The following is a 26999-nucleotide window of genomic DNA, read 5'->3' as shown; positions in this document are numbered from 1 at the left end:
AGCATTGCGTTGTCGTCACCCTTAGCGACACCGTGCGCTGCTCCTTGGCGACAAGCGATGAGGCGGTTGGCCGTCAGCGTCAGGGCCTCGCTCTGGCCCACCTTGAAACCGTTTGGCAGAACCTGAGAACCGGCCCCGCAACGCTCTCGCAGCGGCGCATCAACGCACTGTCGGGGGAAGTCTACCGGCTGTTCAAGGACCGCTTCGAGGAGAACCCCGGAACGCCCGAAATGTGGATCGCCGTGAAGGCATTCAACAGGGCCACCCGCGAGGGTCGCATTTCGTCGCCGCCGTCGCTCTCCCCGGATATCAGGGACGCCGCGCAGGACGCCCTGAATGCCTTTGGAGCTGATTTGAGCGACGCTATCGACGCCCTGCCCCGTACGACTTCGACGGCCTTTGAGGGCATGGAGCGGCGCTTTGGCTGGCTTGCGGACTGGGTATTGGCGGGCTATGGCGAAATCGTTGACGCTGATAGCCGGGCACGGCTCCTGCTGGCTGTTGAGCGCGCCTCAACTGACGCCGCCGTCACGCTGAAGCGTTATTCACGCGATGACTATTCTCCTGATCCGGTAGAGCAGCGCTTCGTGCCCCTGGAGCCGCCCGCAACGGTCGCTGTTGTTGTAGATCCGGCATCCTTCGAAAGTGTGTTTGCCACCTATGTGCGCGTTCCCGGCAAACACGGCTCCCGTTCCGAAAAAACAATTCGCTCTTACCGGAGCATCTTCGTTGAGGAGTTCGGGGGCTTCGTCCAGCAAGAGCGGAAGCTGGCTGACCCGCTGCGCGTATCTCGGGCCGACATTGCTGCTTGGCGCGACCATCTTCTGGCCTTGGGGCTGTCGGCAAAAACGATCAGCGGGAAGAAGCTGGCGTGTGTGCGGGCGGTCTATGAGCGCCAAGTCGCCGATGGCGCTTTGGGCGTCAACCCTGCCAGCGGCACACTCATAGGCGCAGACAAGAAGCAGCGGAACCGCGAGAAGGGTTTTACCGATGCCGAGGCAAAGGCGATCCTGTGCGCCTCTCTCAGTGTCGAGAAGGGGCGTCGAGTGGCCGCGTCTCACAGGGCCCTTCAATGGCTACCGTGGCTTATGGCCTACTCCGGGGCTCGCGTTGCTGAGGTGGCCCAGCTTCGTGGCTCCGATGTCCGAAAGGAAGCGGACGGGTGGGTGATGCGATTGAAGCCCGAGGCGGGGTCTACCAAGTCGGGCATCTATCGAGACGTGCCGGTTCATGCTGACCTCGTGGAGCGTGGCTTTCTGGCGATGATCGATGCGGTCGGGGCCGGTCCGCTTTTCATCAATGACGCCGGAAACCAAGAGAAGAACTCGGAACGAGCTAAGACGGCTGGCGGCCGCGTGAGCGAATGGGTGCGCGGGGTCGTCGGAGTGGCTGACAAGGAAGTACAGCCCAACCACGGTTGGCGGCACCGTTTCGTGACACGTGCAAGAGCCGCAGGGATCGACCACGAGAAGCGCGAGTATATCGTGGGCCATCGTCTGCCCGGCTTGGGCGACACCTATGGCGACATGGGAGGCCTTCGGGCAGAGATGGACAAGTACCCGAAGGAGCCGTTGAAGTAGTCCGAAGGCGGACATGGCTCTGTCCGAAGGAGCGACCCCGCCAAAATGACGGGGCCGCTTTCCGGTCTACTGACGACCGCCCTTGTTCCGCTTCTGGCGCTCCTCTCGAAGAGCCTTCGCGCGCTCCTGCTCACCCCTGAGGCGAACCGCCTGTGCCTCCGCGATGCGCTTGTTGAGACGCTCTTCGTGGTCATCGGCCAACCAGTTCATGAACCGGCCGCCGTTCTTCCGGGTCTCAGCAAGACGAGCCCGCTCATAGGCGATCTCCTCCTCAAACCGCTTCTGAGCATCGGCGCGCTTGGCGTCATCTGCCGCCACCGTCTGTCGGACCAACTCATCCTGCGCCGCCTGTCGGATGCCCCTGCGCCTATCCAGCATCGCCGGGGTGATCATGCTCGCCCCTACAGGACGCCGCAGTTGCTTGCTCCACACGGACCACTTGCTCTCGCCACTCTCGGCAACAATGAAGAGATCGCTGACATCCGGGAGCCCATACCGCTTCCCGAACACCTCGAAGACGCCCTTGAGTTCGTCCTGAACGAGATCCGGGAAGTCGGCCGGAAGGTCCCGGTGATCGAACACCAGCACCCCGTTGATCGGCACGGACGTGTCCTCGATCTCCTTCTGAAGCTCGGCCGTGATCTCCTTCTCGGAAGCCCCGGAGCGGGACATGTCGTGGATGCGGCCCATCACGAAGGCCGCGTTTGCTCCCTCGCGCTTGAGCCCGAGATCCCGCAGGAGACGGTCCGCAATCTTCGCGGCGTCCTGCTGGGACACCATGGAGCGCACCTTGGTGCTCTCGTCCTTGGCCCCCTCGTGCGCCGCCATCAGCAGCGCTTCGTCCGGCTGCATCCTCCGCGTCGTGATCGCCCTATCGTAGACTTCCAGGAACTCCCGCGACGCCTTGTCCGTGATGAGCGTCGAGAGGTAGCCGGGATTGGCCGCCTTCAGGGTCCGATAGAGTTCCGCGTTGGCTGTCATCTGCGGCAGAAGTTGGCCGCGCTGCGCGATGGTCTCGGGAGTAACGAGACTGGCGATGCCGTTGAGGGCATGGGACCACTCGGCATTGTCCAGCCTGTTCATGGAGTACCAAGCGATGCGGGCGCTTTGCGTCTGCTTCTTGGCGACATCCTCCGGTGTGCCCCGCTCAATCAACTGCGCCTGACGATCCTCAAGGTTCTCCTCGAACAAATCGGTCACGAACTCGATGGACTTAGCGCGGGAGAGCGTCGTCGTGCCCTCTCCGGTAGGGCTAGGGATTTCGACATCCCGAATGCTGGTGATACCGCCGACCCGCTGCATGGCGCTGTACGCCTGGGCGATGACGCGCCCACGCTCCCGCTCTGAGTTGACCCTGAGGGCCCGCTTCTGCTCCTCCGTGGCCTTCTTGGTCTGGATGGCGAGGCCCGCCCGCTTGGACTGATCGACCATGTTCGCCAGTTCGGGGTCGGTGTAGACGCCGGTGCCCCGACGCTTCTCCGCTTCGGCCTCCGTGAAGGCCCCGCGCAGGATCAGGTCGTCATCCTCGACGCGGACCTTGAAGCTGCCCTCTCGGACATTCTTGTCCCGGATCGACCCGGCCTGTTCGATCAGACGGATCGACTTGTCGGCGTAGCCGGCGATCTTCGACAGGGGCGGAAGCTTCTTGCCGTCAGAGCACTTCCGGACACCATCCAGCAGCGCTCGGGCCAACTCCTCGTTGCCCTTGAGGGCGTACTCCTCGGCAATCGCGAAGATGGTCTCGTTCTGCTCCTGTCCCGAGAGCCCGAGGAAATCCCGGTTCGAGGCGGACTTGGCGAAGACGATCTCGGCGGCCTTGGCGGGGTCGAGCTTGTGGATGTTGAGGCTGTCATCGATCGAGTTGCGGAAGCTGTCGATGACCGTGGTGTTGATCTGCTGCTTGACGTAGCTCGTCTTCTCCTCAACGTCCTTCTGCATCCACGCGGACTGGTGGTCCTTCGTCAGGCGGTAGAAGGCGGCCTTAGCCAGGTCGTTGGGAAGAGCCTCGGCGGTCTCCTGTCGGAGGCGCTCATACTCGGCAGCGGCATCGCCGGTCGTCCGGTCGAACTCGGTGTTGTAGAAGGCCGTCCACCGGGTCCGGAAGTCGTCGTTAGCCTTCTCACCGAGCAGCGCATTGAGCGCATCCTCACGCACCCGAACGCCCGCAGGGGTGCCCAGACGGGCCTCCTCGCGAAGCTGATCGGTGGACATGAGTTGCCGCTTGGCGATCCAATCCCGGTTTGCCCGAGACTGCGGATCTTCCTCCTCCTTGGCGACGACAGTGCCGTAGGTTTGGAGGGCTCCATTGAGACCACCGAGGGCGTCCGCGAGGGCGCGGAGGTTGCCGCCCGCCTCGCGCTGTTGGGGGCGAACGAAGGTGCTGCCGGGCACCGCTGCGGGCTGTAGCTGCGCCTGTCGGATTTCCGGGGCGGCGATGTTCGTTCCAAAAAGGCCGTTGGCCATGGGTGAGCGTTATCCTTGTTTTGATGATGAATACGAAAAGGCCCCCGAGCGGTGACACTCGGAGGCCGGATGGTGGTTCGGATGGGAAAACGTAGTGTCGTCAGGCTGCGTGAAGAGCTTCGTCCTTCGGGATTGCCGCAACAGCCAGGGCGTCTACGGCTTCGTTCAACGGGTCGCCGGAATGTCCTCGGACCCACTGCCACGTCACGTCCATTTCGCCCGCCAGACCATGCAGTTCGGTCCAGAGGTCTTGGTTCTTGACGGGCCGCTTGTCGGAGCCCCGCCAGCCGTTCGAGAGCCACTTCGCCAGCCAGACGTTCATGCCATTGACGACATACTGGCTGTCGCTGCGGACGTAGATCGGGACTGCCGCCGTAAGCCCGTTCCGATCCTTGATCCAGCCGAGCGCCTTGATGGCGGCCATCAGTTCCATTCGGTTGTTCGTGGTCGGCTCGCGCTCGCCGCCGCTGATATCCTGCCGGGGCGCTTCGATGCCGTCATGGCGGGCAACGACAATGGCGGCCCATCCACCGGGGCCGGGATTACCGGAACAGGCTCCGTCCGTGTGAACGGTGACGCGGGTTAGGTCAGGGGTCGTGGTCGTGTCGATGATGTGCATCGGTGTGAGGTTCGCTTTCATGGTTTCGTGGCGATGGGTTCCCTATGGTCAAGCTTATGGTGCTCACTAAGGGAGATAGAGGTGGGGGTGGTGGAGGTGATGGGTCGGTTCCTGACGGAGTGCTCCTCCCATCAGGGACGGACGAAGGTCCGAACCAGTTAGGGCTTCACGGAGACAGGCACCGTATGGCCCACGACATAGCGGGCAGCATCGGCCATGATCTGCTCGACCGTGGAGATAGCGGATGCGGGGCAGAGCACAGCGTCGTGGATTGGCAAGACGGTGATACCGAGAGCGATGCAGCCCATGAGCACACGGCACATGATGCAGCTTTCCCGGTTCATCAGCCGATAGCCGATGCCCGTGTTCAGGATGTACGCGAGGGATGGATGTCGGGCGAGGAGCGCCTTCCGGAACCTCCCTACCGAGCAGCCCGAAGGAAGCCCATCGGCAATCTCAGGTGGCCACTTCCGCATCGTCCCCGCCTTGAACATCAGGGCGTTGAACGCTTTCTTGACTGTGCTCCGATGCTCCGGCCCGATGTCGGCAAGTTGCGGAAGGGCGTAGAGATCAACGTCGGTTCCGGGGCTGGCTTGAACATGAGCATAGGCCAGCCGAGGGAACATCTGCCCGTAGTCGAGTTCGACAATCGGCTCCCCGTTGATCCGGATATGCCGACGAGCCCCCCGCTTCAGACCTTGCCAGAAGCCGCCGAACATACGCCCGCCAAGGTCGAGTGAAGGCCGAGATACGTGAGGCGGGTGATTGAAGTAGCGGGCCATCAACCTGTCGCTGATGTCGACAGGATCATTCCCGACATAGGCGATATCCGCCGAAGCCAGATAGCCGTTGATCGCCGCCATTTCCTCTCGATACTGGGCAGCCTCCGCCGTAGTCGGTATCGCGAACGCTTCCCGCCTTCCTTGCCGGTCCTTTCTGTTGAGGCGAATGCAGTCGATCACCGGGCTCCACCGGAAATCGTGCGTCGTGAATGCGTATGACAGGACCTCGCTCCGGAAGCTCCCAGAGGGCGCTATCGTGGTTGCCTGATGGAGTTCCGTCGGAAGGGTGACAATGGCCACCCCGATTGCCTGAAGCCCTTGTAGGACCGCCTTGAGCCCCCTGCCGAAGCCGGGGAGAACTGGTGAAATTCGGGCCTTTCGAGCGTTGGCCAGCGGCAGGATGATCGCAGCCGACACGGCCGGGAAGACCGTGGAATGCACCAGGTTGGCGACGATGACCGCGACGGCATTCCGGAGCCCATCCAGGTCGCTAGGCTTCCTCTTCCGCTGCCTGACGCGTTGTTTGTCTTCGTGCCGTAGGAGCCGCTCCGCAATGTCGGCCACGAGGTTCCTCAGGGCGTCACTCGCGGGGAACAGGTCATGGCGGAACCTCCGGTCACGAACGGTTGCCTCAGGATGCAGGAGCATTGCCACGTGACGACGCGATCTGACTGTCCCGCCGCTTCGCCCTGCCCCGCATCGACAGCAGGTTCATGACGCGAAGGTCGAGGCTGTCGCCGTTGGCGTAGCGGATGACCTCACCGGGCCCTGCATCCATGATCACGCGGGCAATAAGCGTGAGCGTGCCTCGGCTTCCCGCCGTCGCAGTGCGGACATACCGCCGCCCATGGCCGTTGCTGTTCGTGAACCACATGCCCGTCAGGCCACTGTCGAGGACGCGCTGATAGGCATGAGGCTCCACAATGGCGTGGCTTCGTCCGTGGTTGTCGAGGGGCACCTTGAGCGCCGCCATTCCGAACTCGTCAATGAAGGCGATGGGCTGGCGATTGGCGGGATGCCGGGTATGGCCGAGCGGACGGCGCTGCTGCTCGGAATGACCAGAAGCCATTGATTTCCTTTCGTGAAATGAAGAAGGCCCCGAAGGTTGTCCCTTCGAGGCCCTGGGGTGGATCGTGATGGTGGTGGCGGAGGCGGAGGCAGCGTCAGCGCCTGAGCGCAATACATGCCTGTAAACAGGTAGGCGGACACGGTCGCGCTGGTGAAACCGGGACCACGACTGTGTGTCCTATTGGGCGTCGTAGTTCGGGATGCCGATGGGGCGGCCGGAATTGGCGCCTGTATGTACCTAGTGGACGGCCTAATTCTCGCTGCGTCGGCAGGACCGTCCAGAAAAGGCCGGACCCGCGCTCTACTCCCGGCCCCGTTCCAGCACCTGAAGCGCCTCCTGAAGGGCATCCGGCCGGATCTGCATATATCGCATCGTCGTGGTCAGGTTACTGTGCCCCATCCATTCCATGACGCGCTTCACGTCCACGCCGCCGAGGATCAGCCGAGTACAGCAGGTATGTCGCAGGGTGTGCGGCGTCACGTCATCCAGTCCTAAGGTCTCCTGCATGGCATCCCACCGGACGGCCATCGTCCCCTTCCGCATCATCGTGAACGGGCCCGCGTTGTGGCCATGCAGTCCACGCCTTCTGGCGAGGATCTCCCGGCTCCGTTTGGTGATCGGCACGGTGCGCGGCTGGTTCGTCTTCGTGGTCCAGAAGGTGACGGACGCATCGTGCGGCCCGAAGGCGTCCCAGTGAGCCGCTATCATCTCCGAGAAGCAGCGCGCCCCGGTATCCACGAGAAGCGTCGTCAGGTCGGCATAATCGGTCCACCCTCGGGCGTTCCAATAGGCCATGATCGCCCGCTCTTCGGCCTCATCGATATAGCGGAAGCGGGTCTTCACCTCGGCGTTGCGCTTGATCTTCGGGACCTTGGCGAGAACGCTGGCCTCTACCGCCACATGCAGCATCTTCGACAGCGCTGCGCACTTCCGGTTGATCGTCGCTGTCGAGTTGCCACGCTTGGCGAAGTGGGTCTTGAGGTCAGCGATGTCGGGCATCTGGATCTCACGGACATCCTTGTTCCGCCCGAAATACTCGACCACATGGAGCCCGTTGCGCTTTAGGTCGGCAGAGGCGCGCATGGCGTCCCATTCGGTCCTGCAAACGAAATTGTACAGGACGCCCAACCGGCTGAGGTCTCGGGCTGCTTCGGCACGTGGCATTTCCAGCGCCTTCGGGATCGGCTTCCCGAGCAGGACGGCATCCCGCGCTTCGTCCTCCCATTGGATCGCCGCCGCCTCGGTCGCGAAGGTCGGCCTCAGGCGCGTACCGTCAGCGGTGGTCACATCGCCTTGCCAGCGTCGTCCTCTCATCCGCGCCATATCACTTACTCCCCTTGGCGGGCTTGGACGCGCTCAACGAGGCGAGCCATTGCGCGGGGAGCGTCTGCGCCTCTTCGGGCAGAAGACGGTTGAACTCGATGAGCTTCATGAGGGCCCGCCTGTACGGCTCTAGGACCTCTCCGTGCCCGATGGGGAACCCGGAGGCCATCGCTACGGCGGCTTCAAAGACAAAGCCGTTGACCTTCCGCAGCGCCGCTACGGCGTCCTTCTCGGGATAGGTGAGCCCCGCGCTTGTGGCCATGGCCGTTAGAAGGTCCTCGGCGGCCACAATGTGGGCTGCGATCTGGTCTTGGGGCCGGGCATTCACCCGACGGCATGAATGGTAGCTAGATGGCACAATGGATCTCCGAAGCGATATTAATCGACCACGGATTTGTGTGACCTGAATGTTCGTTCGGCAATGCCGAAATATGATCCGCTCGTCACCTCATAGATATATTGAATATGCATCGTCATCACATGGTGACTACTATTTGAAGTCGATGGTCGAACCCATCATTGCTGAACGCTGCGATGGTCATCATGCGGTGACTTACTGACATATTGTCGCAGGATAGCGCGCCACCTTGTCCTCCATCATCCGCATGGCCGTCAGGACCAACTCGCCCTCGGTCATCTCGCCGGTCGCGAGCTTCTCCTCCCCCATGACATAGCCGCCATCCTTGCGGATCGAGGGGAGGACCTCCTTAGTGACCCAGTTCTGGAACTCCTTGGCCTTCGGCTTGTCCGACCGAAGGACCGTCTTGTAGAGGCCGCTTTCGGCAATCAGGTTCAGGCGGCGTGCCCCTCCTCGGCCCTCAGAGGGTTTGAAGAGCGTTTGAACAGATGTCTGACCTCTGTTCAAAGTCATCTTCTCGCTGGCGTCTAGGTAGGAGAGATTTGCCCCGCCCTGCTGGATATCGAGGAGTTCTCTCACCTGCTTAGCGACGAACCATGGCTCGCCGTCGAAGGTCACAACCTGAAACGGATGGCCTTTGAAATCGAACAGGGTGACTTTCGGCTCGGCGGTCTTGAGTGCGGTCATGTCACTTCCCCGAGACGTTGACGAAAGGCACAGCCCCGCCGGGGACCATGGTGGTCGGAAGGATGCCGTTCCAGCGCTCGGCCGAGGTCAGTTCGATGAGCGTCGGGTTGTCGCGAAGTGCCGCACCCTTGGCGCGGATGGCGTCCGCCTCGGCCTCACCGCGAAGGCGGGCAGCATCGGCGTCGGCCTGAGCCCGAGCCTGAGCGCGGGTGGCGAAGCACAAAAGGCCAATAATTTTGGCTTCTGGCGGCCTTGCATAGCGTTTGAAGCGATGTCTGACCTCGGATCAAAGCCGCCCATCCGGCGTCAATCGAAGAGCCCGAAGCCCCGCAGAACGCCAGCCAATCCCGCAACCGCGAAGACACCCGCGATTGCGCCTATGACCACCATGACGATCACCTCAACCATGACCTCAAGCTCCCGCCGTGTTCGTCTGCATGGGCTCGTCCGCCAGCCGCTTCGCCAGCCGCGACAGCGTAGACATGGAGCAGCCCGTCGCCGCAGCGATGTCCCGCCACTTCTGCCCACCCCTGAGCATCTGAAGGATAGCCGCGTTGCGCTCGGTGTCCTCTGGGCGTCCACGATAGACCCCCTCTTCCTTCGCCTTGGCGATGCCTTGGGCCTGACGCCGGAGCCGGTCCTCGTAGTCTTTGCGGGCGATGGCGGCGAGCATGTCGAGCATCATGGCGTTAATCGCGTCGAGCATCCGGCTATGGATGTCGTCGGGGTTGGACTGGATCATGCTCCACGAAGTCGGGAGGTCGAGCGCCACGACTTTCACCCGGCGAGACCTGATCTCGTCCTTGAGACGTTCCCAGTCGGCGGCGTTGAGGCGGCTTAGGCGGTCCACCTGTTCGATCAACAGCACGTCGCCGGGAGAGCAGTCAGCCAGGAGCCGGAACAGTTCGGGGCGCTTGAGCGATGCGCCGCTCTCGTTCTCGACGTAGGACGCCGCGATCTTCAGCCCACGCTCCTCCGCGAACTTGTGAAGGTCGGACTGGGCCCGCGTTGCGTCCTGCTCTTTCGTGGACGCGCGGAGATAGGCTCGGATGAACATCGGGAACCGCTCTGCTTCGTTTTGGATGCTTCGATTAATACCGCTACGATTTGAGTGGTCAAGCGATATTGTCGAAGCGAAGCAATGCTCACATTCGGATCTCCTCCGTTGCTTCTCCTGAAGCACAGCCAAATCGAAGCGGGCAAAATGTCAGAGATGGGCGCGGCATCGCCAGAGACGAGACGGGGCGGCGTGCCCCACCCTGGTGCACGACCGACGGCGATAGATCGTGCTCCCCGATGGATTTCCGATGAGCGAGGAGCCGCTGGCCGTTGTGGCGTTAAGCCGATGATGGCTGAGAACGTGGATTTGATGGTGGCCTATAGGTGGACGATGGGCGGCGGGGGGGGGGTGATGCGCGCTCAACAGAGCCGGATTTCGCCCCCTCGGATTTCTCAACAATTTTGAACTAGCCCTTCTCTCGCCCCCTCAGTGCCTAGGATCAACGCCGCTCTTCGCTGCGCGCGAAGTCGCTATTTCTCCACGAGAGCAAATCGGCTCTACTACAATTCAGGATTGGTCGCAGGAGGGGCAGAAATGGCAAAAGCAGTAGCCAAGGGAGAGGACACCACATTCACTCTCACCAAGTCGAAAGTGAAGCGGCTCATAGTTCGAAATTTTCGGTCGATCGGCCCGGAGCCGGTGTCTATCGATCTGGACGATATCGTAGTTTTAGTGGGCCCCAACAATGCCGGTAAGAGCACGATATTGCGAGCCTACGAAGTCGTCATGTCGCACGCGACTGCCGAAGGACGCTTGAAACTGGAGGACTTTCCCGGCGAGGTCGTGGACGCCAATCATCTTCCAGAAATTGAACTCCAAACCTTCGTGTGGGAGGACCTACCGGCTGAACACTGGCTGCACAAAGATGAGGAGACTGGATCTCTCTTTGTTCGCGAGAGGTGGCGCTGGGAGGAGCCCAACAAGGATCCTAAACGGCAAGGCCGAAGAGCTGACGCCGAAGATTGGGATGAGCGCGTTCCGTGGGGAGCGCCCAATGTAGCCAAGTCGCGGCGCCCCATTCCGCACCGCGTCGATGCTTTTTCCAGCCCGGAAGAGCAGGGCGAAAAAATCTCGAAGCTCATGCAGGACATTTTAGCCGAGCGCGCCGCACGGGCAGCAGGTGAAGAGGTTTCCGCCATTGAGAAGCTCACCGAGCAAATCCGCGAATTGCAAAAGCAGATTGTGGAAGACAGTCAGGATGAGATCGTAGGGCTTCAAGAGGCGCTGTCGGGCTATGTCAAAGAGATTTTTGTGGGCTTCAAGGTCTTGCTCGACACGCGTCCTGAGCAGATCTCAGACAAAAACGTTAGCTTGTTTGCGGCCAAGCCGATAATCCGCATGGGGCCTGATGGCGGGCATATGGCCCCGCTGGATAAACAGGGAAGCGGGGCGCGTCGAACGCTTCTTTGGTCGTCGTTAAAGATCGCGTCGGAACGGCAACCGGACGTTAAGAAGGTCAAAAAATCCGACAAAGGCGCCGAGCCCGAGAACGAGGTACTCAGTCGCCCACACGTCTTGCTGTTAGACGAGCCGGAGATCTGCCTCCACCCGGCGGCTGTTCGCGATGCGTGCAGAGTTCTTTATGATCTAGCGTCGGAAGGGAGTGGCTGGCAGGTGATGGTCACTACCCACTCTCCGCCATTCATCGACGTTTCCCGCGACAACACAACGATCGTACGAGTGGCCCGCGCGCAATCTGGCAGCATAAGCGGAACAACTGTGTTCCGACCCGACAAAGTCAAACTTAGTGACGAAGATAAGGAACTTCTGAAGCTTCTCAATCAGTGGGACCCTTACGTCGGAGAGTTTTTCTTTGGAGGAGACACTATAGTCGTCGAAGGAGACACAGAGTATTCTGCCTTCCGGGAGATTATAAATTCTGACCTCCAGAAATACCGTAATGTGCACATAGTTCGCGCCCGCGGAAAGTGGATTATCCCAATAATAACGAAGATACTTAATCAGTTCGGGAGCAGCTATGCGATCCTGCACGATACGGATCGCCCAAAAGATAAAAACGGGAAAGCGAATTCAGCTTGGAGCGCGAATGAAGCCATCCTGAAGGCCGTCAAGTCCGCACCGGGGGGCACTCAAGTGCGCCTTGCTGCGAGCGTTGTCGACTTCGAACACGCGATGTTCGGAACATCTGCTTCCAGCGACAAGCCCTACAAAACCGTGATGCTCATGCGCAATGATCCTGTAGCGCGCGATCGAGTTAAATGGGTTTTTGATTACCTGCTCTACCTTCGCACTGATCCGCCAGCGGGAATTCTACCGTATGAGACAGTTGACGAGCTTTTGACGGCGGTTGCGGCCGAGATCCCCGTGGAGGGGATGGGAGGCCAGGAAGGAGCTGGCGAAGCAGCGACGGCCGAGGCTTGAAAAAACGTAAGAATTCGATCACGAGAAAATTGCGTCGACCGCCTGATATCAACTGGCGGTCGGCTTGCCGACCAGCTAGCCGCTGCATTCAGGGTTGCAATGCCGGAGACGCCGGGGCTCACGTCAAAAGTTCAGTTCGACGGAAGGGTCACAGCTTCCGCGCAGGTCCGTTTTTGGTGCCTCTAGGGTCCACCCGAGTGAATGCTCAGGATGATCGACTTCCGTCCTTCCTCGTGCCCCACCACTTCCGCGATGATACTCTCAGGTTGGTCCGCCCGCTCGGCCTCGGTAACGAACCAATGACGGAACCGAGCATTAAATCGCACTTGCCGACACTCGGCGGTGCTCGCAGGTTCGTCCCCCTCAAGGGAGCCTTTCTCTTGTCCTCTCAGGGTTTACCAAAGCGAAGCAGCGCCAAGTTGCTGCAGAGAGTGGTTGCGGAAAGCGCGGCGTGTCAGTCGGCATTGGCGCTCAGGCCCTCGCGCGGGGTTCCGCCACTGTGGCCACATCTGTCAGAGAAACGCCCCATGGCGGGCACCGTGAGGACGAGTGGCACGGGGGGGCCACGCGGTCCGCAAAGCCTAATTTCGGCCCCTCGGATTTTTCCGTTTAATTTCGGCCGCAAATCAGCCCAAACTGTTCACCGCAATTGGGATTGCGACCAAGGAGTAACCGAGACGATCTTATGGCCTTGGGGATAATCGTGTATGGTTGTTGAACGTCGCATTGCGACGGCCCGATAGGACAAGAGTGACAACATGGCTGGCGACAAGAAGGCATCGAACGAGGGACGCTTCGCTCCGCTGTTGAGCAAGCGGCAGCCTCCCCAACACGTATGGGACACGGTGCTTTTTGAAAGCCAGCGGTGCCTTGTGACACCGACCAAGGGCTCAATTGTCGCAAACTGGGTTCTGATCATTCCGCAGAATTCTGCTTTGAGCTTCGCCGAAGTACAATATCAGCAGAAGATCAACGCATTTTCTGAAGTGCGGAGTGTTGCGCGAGAACTCGGTGCCGTTGCCAACTACCTTTGGTTTGAGCACGGCCCCGGGATGCCATCTAGTGAAGTGGGGTGCGGCGTGGATTACGCACACATTCACCTTTTGCTGGCGCCCGAATTCTCGTTGGATCGCTTCTCCTCAGTGGCAATAACAGCGTCTGGAACTGTGTGGAAAGAGAGCTCCCCACTTTCTGTTTACAATGAAATTCAGGCTGATGAAGACTACTACGTCTTCGGAGATGCTAACCGTGCCTATCATATAAACGGGAGGAGCCTGGGTCGACAGTTCTTTCGCAAGGTAATTGCGGAGATCGCTGAACGGACAGCAGAATGGGACTACAACTCCTTCCAAAACGTCGAAAACGCTCAATACACCGTTGATAACTACTCACGCGTCGCGAATGCTGCATGAATGAACCGCCCGTAGAGCAGCATCCGACGCCCCCCAAGGATCCCGACAAAGGATTTGAAGACGGCCGGGAGCCTTGGGAATGGCAGACAAGATTTGGTCCCGACGCAAAGGCTCTCATCAATCGAGAGGCTTTCATCGCTGGCGCCTATTTGGCCGTAGGTCTGGTTGCTACATTTGTTTGCGCCGGACTTTCGGGCCAGAGTTTCAAGATTCCTCTGTGCTGGGATATCATCTTCAACTTGGAGATTAAGCTCCTAGCGATATTTTTCACTGGCGCACTGGGCGGAACTACCTTCTCAATCAAGTGGCTCATGCACTCGGTCGCCACCGGAAAATGGCACGTTGACAGGTTCTACTGGCGTGTTTTTGTCCCGATGGTGGGAGGGGTATACGCCGTGGTTGTCATGAACCTGTTTAATGGCGGTTTGATCGGCATGGGAAACTCTTCCAGCGAAGCCCCCATGGGCACGGTGACCGCCCTGGCATTTCTCGTCGGCTATTTTTCGGACGGCGTGAGTGGCTTACTTACCAACGTCGCCAACGCTGTATTTGGAACAATTGAGAAAAAATGACCGCTAAGGTCTACTCATCTCTGTCGTCCGAAGTTTTACCCTGGCGAGATGCAGAGGCGCTCGCGCCGATGATTGGGGAGAAGGCAGCGCGACTACTCTGCCTCCCCAGAGAGTGGTGTCCAGCATTTGCGGCATTGTCGCACGATGCTGTAACTCTCCTTCTCCACGCCAGCGCAGACGAAAGAGATGCTTTTCTTGAAGCAGAGGTATCACCTTTAGCAAGAAAACTGCTTAGAGAGAGCGGCGAAATCATCGTGCGCTCCAGCATTGTGGCTGAAACAATCTGGGATCGCGGAACCTATGAGAGTGTAGTCATCCGAGCCACGCCCGATGAAGACCTCGCCAATCAACTTGTAAGAGCAGTCTCCCGCGTCCATGCCTCCGCGATCGAGGAAAAGTGCGCTGTAGTTATACAAGTCCATATGCCTCAAAGCGAAATGGGTGAGTTCGGAAACCTCCTGCGCATATCGCGAACTAGAGATCACTGGGAATTGTCTGTTCGCACTGCGGATGGCGTCACACGGATCGACCGCTTCAACTCGCAACGAGACGTGGCCCCCGACCCCAGGAAGGCCCTATTGCCTCGTGTCGGCTTGCAACGCGAGCGCTTTTTTGGGTCTGTCGCGGCTTGGATCAATAACGAATTGATGAGAGGCCTTCGAACACGGGTAAACTGCGAGTGGGTCCGGAACAACGATCGCTTCTACATCGTTCAGATTGACGCAGAGGATGAAGACCTCGATGGGATAAATCCCATGCAGCTATTCGTAGAGCAGTCCATCACCGCCACCCCTAAGATTGGCGCCCTTCTGAAGCCCGCCGACGCTGCGAGCCAAAAGAACTGGGATAAATTGGCGGTTCTAGAGCAACTTTTCGACAGCCATCCTTCGACCACCCCGGCTTTGTTTTACGTATGCTTGAAAGACCTGAAGGTCAACGCAGCAAAGGAATTACTAGTCAAAGATTTTTCGGATCTTCTGCAAAAGAACATAGTTGTTCGTACGAGTGTTCGAACGGGCAGAGAGAAAATCACAAACCTCCCTAAGACCGACTGTATGACGGCTGAGGAGGCTGCGACTTGGTGCTGCGAGAAAGCCGCACAGTTATCCAGCGAACACCCCCAAGATGACCTTGCGTTTATCGCGCATAGGTACATCGCGTCGCGCGCGTCTGCATGGGTCCGAGCAACTCCCGGTGAACCTATCGTGGAAGTTCATGGAACGTGGGGACTGCCAGATGCCCTCCAGTTCTGCCCGTATGATATTTGGGAGGTTCACGCTCCTACGGAAGATGTCACGGAGTATACAAACTACAAGTCGGACATCCTACTTCTTCAAGACGATGGTAGCTGGAAATACGAACGTGTGAAGAATGATGTCGCACGATATCAAAGCATAATCCGCAGCGAAGTAGTTGAAATAGCACGTCGTAGCCGAGATCTCGCAAATAAGCTGGCTTGCTCGTGCCATATAATGTGGTTCGTCGGATGCGTGTCCGACGACGGCACCGTCTCGAACGTGCCCTGGTATTGGACCAAAGCACACGACACAGAAAATCCGGAACGGGGCAACCATCAAATACTCGTCATTGAGAAGGAAGACGATCTTTCACGCGTCGCAGCGATGAAGGCCAAATATCGAAAACTTGCGATCTCACTGCGGCCGAGTAGCGTAGAATTACTACGCGACAACACGTTTTTAGCAAAGGTGTCTGATGTTGTTCGGCCATTAAATGTTCCAGTGGTGCTGTCCGGGTCGACATTGGCTCACGCATTCTATCAACTTCGAAAGAATGGATGCGTTGTTATCCCTGAATTCGACAAAGATCACCAACGCACACGGCGACATGCAAATTTCGGAAAATTGGTCCGGGATAAGATCCCAGAAAAGATTGCCAGCCAAGGCGAACAACAAAGTGTCGCGACTATACCTCAATCCGCCCGCAAGGCCTTTCTGATCGGTAAGATCATCGAAGAAGTTCTCGAAGCCCGAGAGGCGGATAACGAGAAAGATAGGCTGGTCGAGCTTGCGGATATATATGAGGTATTGCGTGCAATTGTCTCGGCGTCTGGCGAGAAGTTGGATGACGTAATTCTCGCGGCTGACAAAAAGAGGAAGCGCGCGGGTGGCTTTGACGATGGAAAGCTCTTGGTCGCGACGAGCCTCCCCAGGACAGGCGAAGAACTCATCTCGAGGGCATCGGTCACTTCGGCCGATTTAGTCGGCGAGTTGAGTTCGGACTACGTATACCGAATACCGTTTGCTTTTTTTGGGTTCTCGGAATTGGGCTATCAGAGGGCCCTCCAATTTCCGGAGTTTAATATCGATATACAGATCGTTTTGCAGAAGGATTGCCTCGAACTCAGTCTTCGCCGTTGGCCGGAGCAACTCAGCCTTTTCTGACCACCTGGGTCATCTGCCGATCACCCTCGCGGTTGCCCGCCAAACGGACATCGTGCTACAGGACCGTGCCACAGCCTAGTAAGCTACCTCTCGGAAACCCGCAGTTTTCCTAGGGTATGGAGCGTGCGGAGCGAGTTCAATCCTCTCTTGCAGCACCACTTTTTCCCACAGCCAGATCAAGAAACAACTGCACTTCCGCCGCTTCGGCTTTGAGTGGATGCTACGCCGTTCCGCGTCCGGCATCGGCCGGTTTGAGCTTCGGTCTCGGCGCAGACGATGGCCGCCCTGCGGCATGCCCGCTCGAGCGCAAGACACGGGCAAAGGCCCTGCTCGAACCCACCAGGGGAACCGGACATCACATGGTGAGCGGGGCGGATCTCTTGGTGGCGCTCAGGGTGCCCTGGAGCACCGCGCAGCGGTTGGCCAGCGTCTCGCCAAACTCGAAGGGCTTGGCGTTGAGCATGAATGGAACATGCGCGCCCGGCGGGACCGCGACCGAGCCTTTCCGGACATGGCCGCTGAAGTCGATCTTGTATTCGACGAAGAAGTTTTCGGCGTCGTCCAGCGATACGGTGACGACCCCTCCGACCGTCGGAGAGAGGATCACGTCGCCCCCGATCGGGTGCACAGCGCCCGCCCCGCCGGCCGCAAAATCCGAGCTCCTGTGCGAAAAATGCGCGCCCAGGAACTGGGTCGTCCCGAAGGCCGGGTCGCTCGGGCGCAGCGAATAGCTGATCAGAAGCAACTCGCCATGCAGTTGATACGCCAATAGCGGAGTGTCGACGGGAGATGCCATGGCCGCTCTCTATCCAGCAAGAATTGACCCGACTTACGCCGCGATCAAAGCGCATGAGCGCGGATTGGACAAGGGATCGCCTCGAAACTCTCCAAGCGCTTCTCCCTATGGATAGTTCTCCGGCGGGGCGAGGCCTGTCGCGTTGCCACGCACGGGCATGATACAGCCGCGGCTTCCCGGAAGCTCCAGCTATCTGCGCCCCGACACGCAGGCTCTGGCCAAATTTCTGCATGGTCTCGGCGACAATACCGGCGAATTCGGCAAGAGCCATCCGGGCGATCTCACCGACGCCCTGCACGCCACACCAAGCCATCAGACGTCTACCCCAAAAACAACATCCCGGGACCAGCCCGGGATGTTGTCGTCGATACGTCGCGCGAATCGGGGATCAGTCGCGCAGCAGGCTGTAGAGCAGGTCGAAGAAGCGGTCGGAATCGACCTCCTCGCAGACCTGCGCGTTCGGCGGCAGGCCGCGCTCGTTCCAGTAGTCGGCCACCGTGGCGCCGAAGGTGTAGGTGCCGGTCAGGTCGACGCCGATATGCGCCGGGCGCGTCTTGACCAGGGTCGGGTCGATGATCAACGCCAGCGCGAGCGGGTCGTGCAGCGCGCCGCCGACGCCCATCGAGTCGCGGTGCAGCTTCTCGTAGAACTTCAGCCAGTCCAGCACGACACGGCCGAGTTCGGTATCGATCTTCTCGAATTCGCGATACTGCGCTTCCTCGACCAGCACCTTCATCGTGACGTCGAGGCCGACCATGGTGATCGGCACGCCGCTGTCGAGCACGATCTTCAGCGCTTCCGGATCGCAGAAGGCATTGAATTCGGTCGGCGTGATGTATTCGCTCTTGCGCCAGAAGACACCGCCCATCCAGGTGATGTCCTTGATCTTCGAAAGAAGCTCCGGATATTTCAGGACGAACAGGCCGAGATTGCAGAGCGGGCCGGTCGCGACGATACGCAGAGGCTCGTCCTGCTCGCGCAGCGTCTTGGCGATGAAGTCGACCGCATGCATCGGCTCGACCTTCTTGGTCGCCTGCGGCAGGTAGGGCGAGCCCTCCAGGCCGCTCGGGCCGTCGGCGGTGCCGAGCACCAGCGGGCGCGCCAGCGGGCGCACGCAGCCGGCCGCGACCGGCACGTCCTCAGCGCCAATGAATTCCAGGATGCGCAGCGTGTTGGAGACGGTCTTTTCCGGCTCCGCATTGCCGCAGGTGACGGTGACGCCGAGAAGGTCGATCGCCTTCGAGCGATGCGCCATCACCAGAGCGATGGCGTCGTCATGGCCGGGATCGCAATCGAGCAGGATCGGCGTCGGGCGGATGCTGTTGAGGTCGGTCGTGGTCATGGGAATGCCCTTACGCCTTGGCCGTCTGGTAGCGGACGATCGTTTCCTTGAAGAGCTTCATGAAACGGCGGCCGTCGATGTCGGTGCAGATGCGGGTCGTCTTCGGTCCGCCGCCGGGAAGCAGCTGGCGGCCGCGATAGGCGACGGTCTGGCCGCGCGCCACGCGCCCGTCGAGCACGATGTCGCAGAACAGCGGCTCGGTCATGGTGCAGAGCGTCGGGTCGAAGGCGAGCGCGACGGTGATGATGTCGTCCATCGGGAAGCCGACGAGATCGAAGAATTCGCGCCAGATATCGATGTAGATCGGGAAGCTGTCCTGGATCATCTGCAGCACGGGATGGTCGCCGGCGTCCTTGAGATCGGCCAGGTCATCGCGGGTGAGCATCGAGGCGGCGGCGCGGTTGTCCTCGCAGACGTCGAGCGGCACCAGGATGGTGTCGACGCCCTGGTTGAGCACGACGCGGGCGGCTTCCGGGTCGGCCCAGATGTTGTATTCCGACAGCGGCGTGATGTTGCCGGGGGTGATGAAATTGCCGCCGAGCAGGACCATGCGCTTCAGCGCCCTGGCGAGCGCCGGCTCCTGCAGGAAGGCCATGGCGGCATTGGTCATCGGGCCGGTGACCACCAGCGTGATCTCGCCCGGATTGGCCAGCGCCGTGTCGATGATGAAATCGACGGCATGCTTGTCGATCACCTTCAGCGTCGGGGTCGGCGCGGGCGGGTTGAACTTCTTCAGCCGGTCGCCGAAGCGCGCGACGAGGCGCTTCTCGAAATGCACCGGCGCCTGCATGTCTTCCTTGGAATTGCCGACGATCGGGCGCCAGGCGCCCTTGGCGACCGGCACGTCGCCCTTGCCGGCCAGCGCCAGCGTGTTGAGCACGACGTTGGTCACCTGGTCGATCGGGCCTGCGGCCCCGGTGCAGGTGGTGACGCCTTCGAGCTTCATCGACGGCGAGATCGCCGCGAAGAGCACCGCAAGAATATCGTCGCCCGCGGAGTCGACGTCGAGAATGATGCGTTCCATTTTATCCCCTGTCACGGCTTGGAAGCGTCCGTGGCGGCAGCTGGTTGGATGGTGTTGGACTTGACGGAAAGGGCGCGGCCCATGCTGGCCAGCGTCTCCTGGATGACGCGCGGACGCGACCGGTAGGAGAGCGCGAAGAGCGCGATCAGCGCGACCAGATAGGGCACGGCGAGGACCAGATAGGACGAGATGCCCAGCGTCTGCAGGCGCAGCGACAGCGCGTCAGAGAAGCCGAACAGCAGGCAGCCGAGCAGGATCTTCAGCGGATCGCCATTCGAGAAGATCAGGATCGCCACCGCCATGAAGCCGCGGCCGGACGACATGTTCTCGGTGAACATCGTGGTATAGCCGAGCGCCAGATGCGCGCCGGCGAGGCCTGCCAGCAGGCCGCAGAGCAGCGACGAGACATAGCGGATGCGGGTGATCGAGATGCCGAGCGCTTCGGCGGCTTCCGGCTTCTCGCCGACGACCCGGATATAGAGGCCAAGCCGGGTGCGGTTGTAGAACAGGATCAGCACCGGCACGAGCAGGAAGGCGGCATAGACCAGCGGCGTGTAGCCGGAGATGATCTGGCCGAACCAGCCGAAATCCTTGACGTTGGGCAGCCGAAGCGCCGGAAGGCCGACCAGGCCATGGCCGAAGATCGAGCCGCGCGTGCCGAAGATCGCCTTCATCAGCGAGACGGTGAGCCCGCCCGCCAGGATGTTCAGCGCCAGGCCGACGACGACCTCGTTCGCCTTGAAGCTGACGACCAGCAGCGCGAAGATCAGCGCCAGCGTCAATGCGGCGGCGACGCCGCAGAGCACGCCCAGCCAGGGCGAGCCGGTGGCGATGGTGCCGATCACGGCGAAGAAGGCGCCGACCAGCATCTGGCCCTCGAGGCCGATGTTGAAGATGCCGGCCTTGGTGGTGAAGGAGCCGCCCAGCGCGACGAGCAGGATCGGCGCCGTCGTGCGGATCGTCGCGACGACGAGCGAGATGTTGAGGAGACGTTCTAGAACTTCCATCGACGCTCTCCCGCGGTCGAATCCGATGCCTTGCGGCGGATGGTGATCTGGGCCGAGACGGCGAGAATGATCAGCGCCTGGATGACGGTGATGATCTCGCGCGAGGCGGTGGTGTCGACTTCCAGCAGCAGCGAGCCGCTGCGGAGCGCGCCGAAGAACAGCGCCGTGAAGATGGTGCCGATCGGATTGCCGTTGGCGAGCAGCGCCGCGATGACGCCGTCGAAGCCGAAGCCCGGCGCAAAGCCCTCCATGAAGCGGTGGTGCACGCCGAGCGCTTCCACGCCGCCGGCCAGGCCGCCGACCGCACCGGAGGCGATCAGCACCAGGAAGGTCTGCTTCTTGATGTCGATGCCGCCATATTCGGCGAATTTCGGGTTGGCGCCCATTTCGCTGACGGCATAGCCGCGCGCGGTGCGGGTGAAGAACAGATAGACGCCGATCGCCAGCACCAGGCCGATGATCAGGCCCCAGTTCAGCCGCGAGAACGAGAACAGCTCGGGCAGATAGGCGCTTTCGAAGATTGGCGGCGTCTCGGACTGGCCGCCGGAGCGCTTGAACCAGTTGATCGTCAGGTAGGAGGTGAACAGGATCGCGACATAGTTGGCGAGGATGGTCGAGACCACCTCGTTGGTCTTGTAGCGGGCCCGGAAGAAGGCGGGGATCGCGATCCAGGCCATGCCGGCGATCACCGCCGCGGCCATGGCGAGCAGCAGGTGCAGCGCCGGCGGCAGATTGAACGAGAAGCCCACCCAGGTGGCCCAGAAGCCGCCCATGAAGAGCTGGCCCTCGATGCCGATGTTGAACAGGCCGCCGCGGAACGAGATGCAGGCGGCGATGCCGCAGATCAGGATCGGCGTCGTCTGCAGCAGCGTGCCGGCGATGCGCTCGGGGCTGCCGAAGGCGCCGTTGAGCAGGGTCACGAAGACGCGGACGGGACTCTCATCGACGGTGAGGATGACGAGGGCGCCGAGGCCGAGGGCGAACAGGATGGCCAGCCCCTGGCCGAAGAGACTATCGAAGCGGTCCGACATCAAGCGGCCCCCACGGTGTTGGAATGCGCCTCGGGAACGACGCCGGCCATGAGCATGCCGATCTCTTCCTCATCGACCCGGTCACCCGGGATCTCGCCCATGATGGTTCCACCGAACATCACCAGGATGCGGTCGGCGAGGCGGATCAGCTCGTCGAGCTGGACGGAAATCAGCAGGATCGCCTTGCCGGCGTCACGCTGGCGCATGATCTCGCCGTGAATGGATTCCTGGGCGCCGATGTCGACGCCGCGCGTCGGCTGGTCGATCAGCAGGCAATCGGCGTCGCCGGTGAACTCGCGCGCCAGCACGATCTTCTGGATGTTGCCGCCGGAAAGGCTCTTGGCAGTCGATTCCGGGCCGCGCGCGCGGATGTCGAAGCGCTTGATCAGCGCCTGCGTCTGCTCGAGCAGGTAGGCGCGGTTGATGATGCCATGCTTCGACCAGGGGCTCTGGTCCTGGCGTCCCATCAGCAGGTTCATCGAGATCGAGGCGTTGCGGTCGACGCCGCGCACCAGCCGGTCGCCGGGGACATGGCCGACGCCGGCGGCGCGGATCTCGCGCGCCGAGGCGCCGGTGATGGTGCGGCCGTTGAGCTGGATCGAACCGTGGCTGGAGGGGCGCAGGCCGGACAGCACCTCGGCGAGCTCGGTCTGGCCATTGCCCGCGACGCCGGCAATGCCGACGATCTCTCCGGCGCGGACGCCGAAGGAGACGCCGCGGAGCGCCGGAAGGCGGCGATCATCACGCGCCCAGAGATCCTCGACCTCGAGCACGGTCTTGCCGACGCTGGCCACGCGCGGCAGGCGATCGAACGACACGAGGCGGCCGACCATCAGCTGGACGAGGTCGGACTTGGTCAGTTCCGCCGTCGGGCGCGTGGCGACGTTCTTGCCGAGACGCAGCACCGAGACGTTGTCGGAGACCTCCATCACCTCTTCCAGGTGATGCGAGATGAAGATGACCGTCATGCCCTGGGCGACGAAGCCGCGCAGCGTCTGGAACAGCTCGCGGCTTTCCTGCGGCGTCAGCACGGCGGTGGGCTCGTCGAGAATGATGATCCGGGCGCCGCGCGCCAAAACCTTCAGGATCTCGATACGCTGCTCGATGCCGACCGATAGCAGGCCAACGCGCTCTGTCGGATCGACCTGGAGACCGAACTGCCTGGAGAGCTCGGCGGTGCGCCGGATCTGGGCGGCATGGTCGATCAGGCCGCCCTTGCGGATCTCCATGCCGAGAAAGACGTTCTCGGCCACCGTCAGCGACGGCACCAGCTTGAAGTGCTGATGCACCATGCCGATGCCCGCGGCGATCGCCGCCGCCGGATTGGGGAGATTCTTCTTCTCGCCATCGATCCAGATCTCGCCCTCGTCCGGCTGCAGCAGCCCGAACAGGACGTTCATCAGCGTGGTCTTGCCGGCTCCGTTCTCGCCGATGATCGCGTGGATCTTGCCGCTTTCGACGGCGAGGTTCACGTCCTCATTCGCGACAAAGGCGCCGAACCTCTTGGTGATCGATTTCAGCTCGATGGCTAAGGGCATGGTGGAGTGTCCTCGGGACCAATTCTCGCGTCCGCGCCTTCGCCCGAAGGTCGGGCGGCGCGACACGGCGACTGGGCCCCGGCATGGCAATCACGGCGCGGGACCGGCACAGGCCTTATGGCACATGCACGCTCCCTCACCGCAACCCCTTGCCGAAACCGCAGGCAGGCTTCGGCCCTCCCTTCGCAAAGGGAGGGCGATCCAGGCAGGAGATGGCTTACTGCGTCGTCGTGGCGACCGTGATCTTGCCCGAAGCGATGTCAGCCTTCAGCGCTTCCAGCTTCTCCTTGACGTCGGCCGGGATCTTGTCGGCGACGCCGGGGCAAAGCAGCAGCTCGACGCCGCCGGACTTGATGTCCGCCGTGTGGACGCTGCCGGGCTCGAGCGTCTTGCCGTCGACGACGTCCTTGACCAGGTCATAGACGGCGACGTTGGCGTTCTTCAGCATCGAGGCCATGACATGGCCCGGCGCGACGTCGCACTGGTTGACGTCGACGCCGATCGAGTACTTGCCGGCGGCGGCGCTCGCCTGCAGCACGCCCTCGCCCGTCGGGCCGGCGACGTTGTAGACGATGTCCGAACCCTGGCCGTAGAGCGCCATGGTCAGCTCGCTGCCCTTGGCCGGATCGTCGAAGGTGCCGGCGAAGACGGCGTCGAGACGGACGTCGGGAGCCGCGGTCTTGGCACCCTGCTCGTAGCCGACCATGAAGTCGCGGATGACCGGGATGTCACGGCCGCCGACGAAGCCGATGGCCTTGCCGTCGCCGAGACCCTCGATCTCGCTACCCTTTTCGGCCATCAGTCCGGCGAGAGCGCCAGCGAGGAACGAGCCCTGGTTCTGGGCGAAATTGGCATAGACGATATGCTTGGAATCGAGCACGCCGTCGATGAACACGAACTTGGTGTTCGGATAGGCTTCGGCGGTCTTCTGCAGCGCGTCGACGAGCTCCCAGCCCATGACGAAGACGATGTCGTATTCGCCGCCCTTGGCGAGGTTGTTGAACTGCTCTTCATAGTCGAGCGCGCGGTTGCCCGTGTCGACCAGCTTGACCTTCACGCCGAGATCCTTCTCGGCCTTCTTCAGGCCCTCGACGATGGCAACGCCAAAACCCTGAGCGAAATAGCCGGAGATCGCCGCGACGGAGACGTCCTTGGCGAGCGCAGCCTGGCTGGCGAGCGCGATGACGGAGGCGCCGCACAGCGCGACGAGACGACGAGACCAACTGGACATGATGAAACCGACCTCTGGAGCTGAAAACAGGTGTTCGTTGTCGACACCCACCCTCGACATCTGACGAGCCCGACAGTTTCCCCTGCACCGGTCACTCGAATATCGTTGATGGCCGTATGAGATTGCGGGGAACGCAGGATACTGTCAATGCGGAAATGCGCGCCAAAATCTGCCCGGTATATCTTGGGCGATAGATCGACTGGCTAATTAACAAGATTCAGCCGGCGGCCTCCAACTTGGATGACCACCAACAATTATTCCGGCCAAGCGCCAAGCCGGACCTCCACCGGCCGACGCGGACAGGCCACCATCCCCGGCTGCGAAACGCAAGAAGGATGCCGGTTGGCGCGACGGGCCGCCCGAGCCGGGGCGGCGCCGTCACGAACGGCCGAGTTCATCGATCGCCGCGCGGATCGGGTCGAGGGACGGACGGATGACGCCCTCGGTCGGCGACCCCAGCTCCAGAATCATGAAGATGCCGCCGGCGACCGCGACCGAACAGAGAAACAGGGCGGTCAGCGCCGTTCCGTTGCGGGGCGCGAACAGGCCAAAGCTCGCGAACAGGATGGCCAGCCAGAAGATCAGCAGCACCAGAAACGGCACGGGCACCGCGCTTCTGTCGTTTTCGATCAGCAACCAGCGCGCGTTCGAAATGCTGCTGATGAGCTGCAGCGCCTGCTCCTGGATATGGCGCTGCCGATCGTCGGCCGGATGCAGGTTGATGACCCGGTCGCTGATCGTCTCCAGCATGGCCAGCGTCTGCATGCCCATCTCGTCCCGCCCAACGCCGGAACCCAGTTCGCCGATCTTGGCCTGCGCATAGCTGCGCAGGGTGTCGCGGATGCCATCGGCTTCCGATCCGTAGCGGACCAGCGAGCGATTGAGCCGCACCATGTCGACGGCAAGGTTGCCGATCGCGGTGGTTCGGGCGGAGAAGGAAGTGCTGGCAGTCGAGATCAAAAGCCCGATGACGAGCGCCGAAAGCGTCCCCACGACCGCCATGGAGACGGACACGGCGGTTCGGGTCTCGGGGCCGAGATGGTGATCGGGCAGAATGCGGGCGCCCGTGAGGCCGAGCAAGGCCCCGCCGAAAATGGCGAGAAAGGCGGCTATGCCGGTGGCGATCGATGTCATGCCAGCCCCGCTAGGCCCGACCGCGCGAGTCTCGCCCGCAGGGGCCGAACCGGGACGAAGAGAAGAGACTTGGCCGACCGCCGAAAGACGGCCCCCCCCCCGCGAGGCCAAACAATTGCCGCCCATGCTGGCATCCCTGCAACGGTCCCATGAAATCCCACTGTATTTCGTCGAAGCTTCCGGAACGGCAAGCGGTGCATCTTCAAAAGACAGGCCCTTGTCCTGTAAGGTCAAGCGGCTTCGTTGCCGGTCGAGAATCATTCGGGCCGGGACGATGCAGTGGGGATGCGCAGACAGTACAGAACAGGACCCGCGAGCTCCGCCTCGCGCGAACAGGGCCTGTCGACCTGCTGCCGCAAAGATTGGAGACGAGGGGAAATGAGAGCATTCTGCCTGCATGTCCCGCTTCTGCTCGCGGCCATGGCGGCTCCAGCCGCCGCCGCCGATCTGGCGCCGCAGCCGGTCGAAACCGTCGCCCCCGCGGAAGCGTGGCGCTTCCAGGCCACCCTCTATGGCTGGGCCGCCGGCGTCAGCGGCGATGTCGGAGTCTTGGGTCTGCCGCCCAAGAGCATCGACATCACGCCATGGGACGCCATCGAGCACCTCCAGGGCGCGGTGATGGGGTCCTTCCTGGCCGAATATGGCAACTGGATGATCCTGACCGACCTGATGTGGGTCAAGATCGGCAGCGACGGGCCGATCGGCAGCAATGGCGGCCAGATCGACTTCGTGCAGAAGCAGCTCACGGCATCGGGGCTGGTCGGCTACCGGCTGCCGCTCGACATTCCCAATCTGCAGCTGAGCGCAACGGCGGGCTTTCGCTATCAGCACCTCAACGTCGAACTCGATTTCGACGCCGCCGATCCGCAGTTTTCGTTCGATGCGGACCGGACCAAGCAATGGATCGACCCGACCGTCGGACTGAGCCTGCATTATGATTTCAACGACCGCTGGTTCCTGAACGCGCTGGGCGACATCGGCGGCTTCGATGTCGGCTCCAATCTCACGGCACAGGGCTTTGCCGCTGTCGGCTACAACTGGACCAAGACGATCTCGACCGCACTCGGTTACCGTGTAATCTATACGGACTACGAGAAGGACGGATTCGTCTTCGACACCACGCAGCAGGGCGTCTTCACCAGCCTCGGCGTGCATTTCTAAACGGATCTGATCCGCCAAAACGATCT

Annotated in this window: 22 protein-coding genes and 1 pseudogene; 6 read left to right on the top strand and 17 right to left on the bottom strand. The window is 61.4% G+C overall.

Going from position 1 to position 26999, the window contains the following annotated elements; genetic code table 11:
* Positions 1 to 44: 44 nt before the first annotated feature.
* A complete protein-coding gene (locus tag OSH10_RS06510; protein ID WP_266330824.1) occupies positions 45 to 1580 on the top strand; it encodes a site-specific integrase in 1536 nt (511 codons plus the stop codon).
* Positions 1581 to 1646: 66 nt separating this feature from the next.
* On the opposite strand, the gene OSH10_RS06505 is transcribed toward OSH10_RS06510, so the two are convergent.
* The 9 genes and pseudogenes from OSH10_RS06505 to OSH10_RS06465 all read right to left on the bottom strand — a co-directional run bounded on the left by OSH10_RS06505 (position 1647) and on the right by OSH10_RS06465 (position 9938).
* A complete protein-coding gene (locus OSH10_RS06505) occupies positions 1647 to 4043 on the bottom strand; it encodes a hypothetical protein (protein ID WP_266330823.1) in 2397 nt (798 codons plus the stop codon).
* Between the two features lie 100 nt (positions 4044 to 4143).
* Complete coding sequence (gene rnhA / locus OSH10_RS06500) at positions 4144 to 4683, bottom strand: ribonuclease HI (RefSeq protein WP_266330822.1); 540 nt, start codon at positions 4681 to 4683, stop codon at positions 4144 to 4146.
* 137 nt (positions 4684 to 4820) lie between these two features.
* A complete protein-coding gene (locus tag OSH10_RS06495; RefSeq protein WP_266330821.1) occupies positions 4821 to 6008 on the bottom strand; it encodes a hypothetical protein in 1188 nt (395 codons plus the stop codon).
* 67 nt (positions 6009 to 6075) lie between these two features.
* On the bottom strand, positions 6076 to 6513 hold the full coding sequence (locus OSH10_RS06490; protein ID WP_266330820.1) for a hypothetical protein: 438 nt from the start codon (positions 6511 to 6513) through the stop codon (positions 6076 to 6078).
* Positions 6514 to 6813: 300 nt separating this feature from the next.
* Positions 6814 to 7800, bottom strand: a complete 987-nt coding sequence (locus OSH10_RS06485; protein WP_266330819.1) for a tyrosine-type recombinase/integrase — start codon at positions 7798 to 7800, stop codon at positions 6814 to 6816.
* A 37-nt stretch (positions 7801 to 7837) separates the two neighbouring features.
* Positions 7838 to 8098, bottom strand: a complete 261-nt coding sequence (locus tag OSH10_RS06480) for a hypothetical protein (RefSeq protein ID WP_266330817.1) — start codon at positions 8096 to 8098, stop codon at positions 7838 to 7840.
* Between the two features lie 291 nt (positions 8099 to 8389).
* A complete protein-coding gene (locus OSH10_RS06475) occupies positions 8390 to 8881 on the bottom strand; it encodes a BRO-N domain-containing protein (protein ID WP_266330816.1) in 492 nt (163 codons plus the stop codon).
* Between the two features lies 1 nt (position 8882).
* A pseudogene (locus tag OSH10_RS06470) lies at positions 8883 to 9077 on the bottom strand (prohibitin family protein); the annotation flags it as partial.
* Between the two features lie 216 nt (positions 9078 to 9293).
* A complete protein-coding gene (locus tag OSH10_RS06465) occupies positions 9294 to 9938 on the bottom strand; it encodes a recombinase family protein (RefSeq protein ID WP_266330815.1) in 645 nt (214 codons plus the stop codon).
* Between the two features lie 537 nt (positions 9939 to 10475).
* Here OSH10_RS06465 and OSH10_RS06460 point away from each other — a divergent pair.
* The 4 genes from OSH10_RS06460 (at position 10476) to OSH10_RS06445 (ending at position 16709) form a co-directional block, all read left to right on the top strand.
* A complete protein-coding gene (locus tag OSH10_RS06460) occupies positions 10476 to 12323 on the top strand; it encodes an ATP-dependent nuclease (RefSeq protein ID WP_266330813.1) in 1848 nt (615 codons plus the stop codon).
* Positions 12324 to 13081: 758 nt separating this feature from the next.
* Positions 13082 to 13735, top strand: a complete 654-nt coding sequence (locus OSH10_RS06455; RefSeq protein WP_266330812.1) for a hypothetical protein — start codon at positions 13082 to 13084, stop codon at positions 13733 to 13735.
* Positions 13732 to 14307, top strand: coding sequence for a hypothetical protein (locus OSH10_RS06450; RefSeq protein ID WP_266330811.1), 576 nt, complete (start codon positions 13732 to 13734; stop codon positions 14305 to 14307). Before OSH10_RS06455 ends, OSH10_RS06450 begins: the two co-directional genes overlap by 4 nt.
* Positions 14304 to 16709: a nucleoside triphosphate pyrophosphohydrolase gene (locus OSH10_RS06445; RefSeq protein ID WP_266330810.1), complete on the top strand. Its 2406-nt coding sequence runs from the start codon at positions 14304 to 14306 to the stop codon at positions 16707 to 16709. The genes OSH10_RS06450 and OSH10_RS06445 overlap by 4 nt, the downstream gene beginning before the upstream one ends.
* A gap of 355 nt (positions 16710 to 17064) precedes the next feature.
* On the opposite strand, the gene OSH10_RS06440 is transcribed toward OSH10_RS06445, so the two are convergent.
* The 8 genes from OSH10_RS06440 to OSH10_RS06405 form a co-directional block, all read right to left on the bottom strand.
* Entirely contained in the window at positions 17065 to 17505 is a 441-nt protein-coding gene (locus OSH10_RS06440) for a hypothetical protein (RefSeq protein ID WP_266330809.1), read from the bottom strand.
* Between the two features lie 388 nt (positions 17506 to 17893).
* On the bottom strand, positions 17894 to 18847 hold the full coding sequence (locus tag OSH10_RS06435; RefSeq protein ID WP_266330808.1) for a nucleoside hydrolase: 954 nt from the start codon (positions 18845 to 18847) through the stop codon (positions 17894 to 17896).
* A gap of 10 nt (positions 18848 to 18857) precedes the next feature.
* Complete coding sequence (locus OSH10_RS06430; RefSeq protein WP_266330806.1) at positions 18858 to 19871, bottom strand: nucleoside hydrolase; 1014 nt, start codon at positions 19869 to 19871, stop codon at positions 18858 to 18860.
* Between the two features lie 11 nt (positions 19872 to 19882).
* Positions 19883 to 20878: an ABC transporter permease gene (locus tag OSH10_RS06425; protein ID WP_266330805.1), complete on the bottom strand. Its 996-nt coding sequence runs from the start codon at positions 20876 to 20878 to the stop codon at positions 19883 to 19885.
* Entirely contained in the window at positions 20866 to 21909 is a 1044-nt protein-coding gene (locus tag OSH10_RS06420; RefSeq protein ID WP_407660681.1) for an ABC transporter permease, read from the bottom strand. Before OSH10_RS06420 ends, OSH10_RS06425 begins: the two co-directional genes overlap by 13 nt.
* Positions 21909 to 23447, bottom strand: a complete 1539-nt coding sequence (locus OSH10_RS06415; RefSeq protein WP_266330804.1) for an ABC transporter ATP-binding protein — start codon at positions 23445 to 23447, stop codon at positions 21909 to 21911. The genes OSH10_RS06420 and OSH10_RS06415 overlap by 1 nt, the downstream gene beginning before the upstream one ends.
* A 217-nt stretch (positions 23448 to 23664) precedes the next feature.
* On the bottom strand, positions 23665 to 24678 hold the full coding sequence (locus OSH10_RS06410) for a BMP family lipoprotein (RefSeq protein ID WP_266330803.1): 1014 nt from the start codon (positions 24676 to 24678) through the stop codon (positions 23665 to 23667).
* A 378-nt stretch (positions 24679 to 25056) separates the two neighbouring features.
* Positions 25057 to 26073: a bestrophin-like domain gene (locus OSH10_RS06405; RefSeq protein WP_266330802.1), complete on the bottom strand. Its 1017-nt coding sequence runs from the start codon at positions 26071 to 26073 to the stop codon at positions 25057 to 25059.
* A 117-nt stretch (positions 26074 to 26190) separates the two neighbouring features.
* Here OSH10_RS06405 and OSH10_RS06400 point away from each other — a divergent pair, with 117 nt between their 5' ends.
* Positions 26191 to 26973, top strand: a complete 783-nt coding sequence (locus tag OSH10_RS06400; protein ID WP_266330800.1) for an outer membrane protein — start codon at positions 26191 to 26193, stop codon at positions 26971 to 26973.
* The last annotated feature ends 26 nt before the right edge of the window (positions 26974 to 26999 follow it).

The sequence above is a fragment of the Kaistia defluvii genome, assembly GCF_026343955.1.
Lineage (GTDB): Bacteria > Pseudomonadota > Alphaproteobacteria > Rhizobiales > Kaistiaceae > Kaistia > Kaistia defluvii.
Note: the sequence above shows the minus strand (reverse complement) of the source record. Positions and strands in the feature narration are given on the sequence as shown.

Excerpts from the sequence above, each read along its gene's own strand:
- OSH10_RS06465 (WP_266330815.1), bottom strand. The coding sequence starts at position 9,938 with ATGTTCATCCGAGCCTATCTCCGCGCGTCCACGAAAGAGCAGGACGCA.
- OSH10_RS06415 (WP_266330804.1), bottom strand. The coding sequence starts at position 23,447 with ATGCCCTTAGCCATCGAGCTGAAATCGATCACCAAGAGGTTCGGCGCC.
- OSH10_RS06405 (WP_266330802.1), bottom strand. The coding sequence starts at position 26,073 with ATGATTCTCGACCGGCAACGAAGCCGCTTGACCTTACAGGACAAGGGC.
- OSH10_RS06425 (WP_266330805.1), bottom strand. The coding sequence starts at position 20,878 with ATGGAAGTTCTAGAACGTCTCCTCAACATCTCGCTCGTCGTCGCGACG.
- OSH10_RS06400 (WP_266330800.1), top strand. The coding sequence starts at position 26,191 with ATGAGAGCATTCTGCCTGCATGTCCCGCTTCTGCTCGCGGCCATGGCG.
- OSH10_RS06445 (WP_266330810.1), top strand. The coding sequence starts at position 14,304 with ATGACCGCTAAGGTCTACTCATCTCTGTCGTCCGAAGTTTTACCCTGG.
- OSH10_RS06435 (WP_266330808.1), bottom strand. The coding sequence starts at position 18,847 with ATGACCACGACCGACCTCAACAGCATCCGCCCGACGCCGATCCTGCTC.
- OSH10_RS06450 (WP_266330811.1), top strand. The coding sequence starts at position 13,732 with ATGAATGAACCGCCCGTAGAGCAGCATCCGACGCCCCCCAAGGATCCC.
- OSH10_RS06430 (WP_266330806.1), bottom strand. The coding sequence starts at position 19,871 with ATGGAACGCATCATTCTCGACGTCGACTCCGCGGGCGACGATATTCTT.
- OSH10_RS06505 (WP_266330823.1), bottom strand. The coding sequence starts at position 4,043 with ATGGCCAACGGCCTTTTTGGAACGAACATCGCCGCCCCGGAAATCCGA.
- OSH10_RS06490 (WP_266330820.1), bottom strand. The coding sequence starts at position 6,513 with ATGGCTTCTGGTCATTCCGAGCAGCAGCGCCGTCCGCTCGGCCATACC.
- OSH10_RS06440 (WP_266330809.1), bottom strand. The coding sequence starts at position 17,505 with ATGGCATCTCCCGTCGACACTCCGCTATTGGCGTATCAACTGCATGGC.
- rnhA (WP_266330822.1), bottom strand. The coding sequence starts at position 4,683 with ATGAAAGCGAACCTCACACCGATGCACATCATCGACACGACCACGACC.
- OSH10_RS06460 (WP_266330813.1), top strand. The coding sequence starts at position 10,476 with ATGGCAAAAGCAGTAGCCAAGGGAGAGGACACCACATTCACTCTCACC.
- OSH10_RS06480 (WP_266330817.1), bottom strand. The coding sequence starts at position 8,098 with ATGGCCACAAGCGCGGGGCTCACCTATCCCGAGAAGGACGCCGTAGCG.
- OSH10_RS06475 (WP_266330816.1), bottom strand. The coding sequence starts at position 8,881 with ATGACCGCACTCAAGACCGCCGAGCCGAAAGTCACCCTGTTCGATTTC.
- OSH10_RS06455 (WP_266330812.1), top strand. The coding sequence starts at position 13,082 with ATGGCTGGCGACAAGAAGGCATCGAACGAGGGACGCTTCGCTCCGCTG.
- OSH10_RS06420 (WP_407660681.1), bottom strand. The coding sequence starts at position 21,909 with ATGTCGGACCGCTTCGATAGTCTCTTCGGCCAGGGGCTGGCCATCCTG.
- OSH10_RS06410 (WP_266330803.1), bottom strand. The coding sequence starts at position 24,678 with ATGTCCAGTTGGTCTCGTCGTCTCGTCGCGCTGTGCGGCGCCTCCGTC.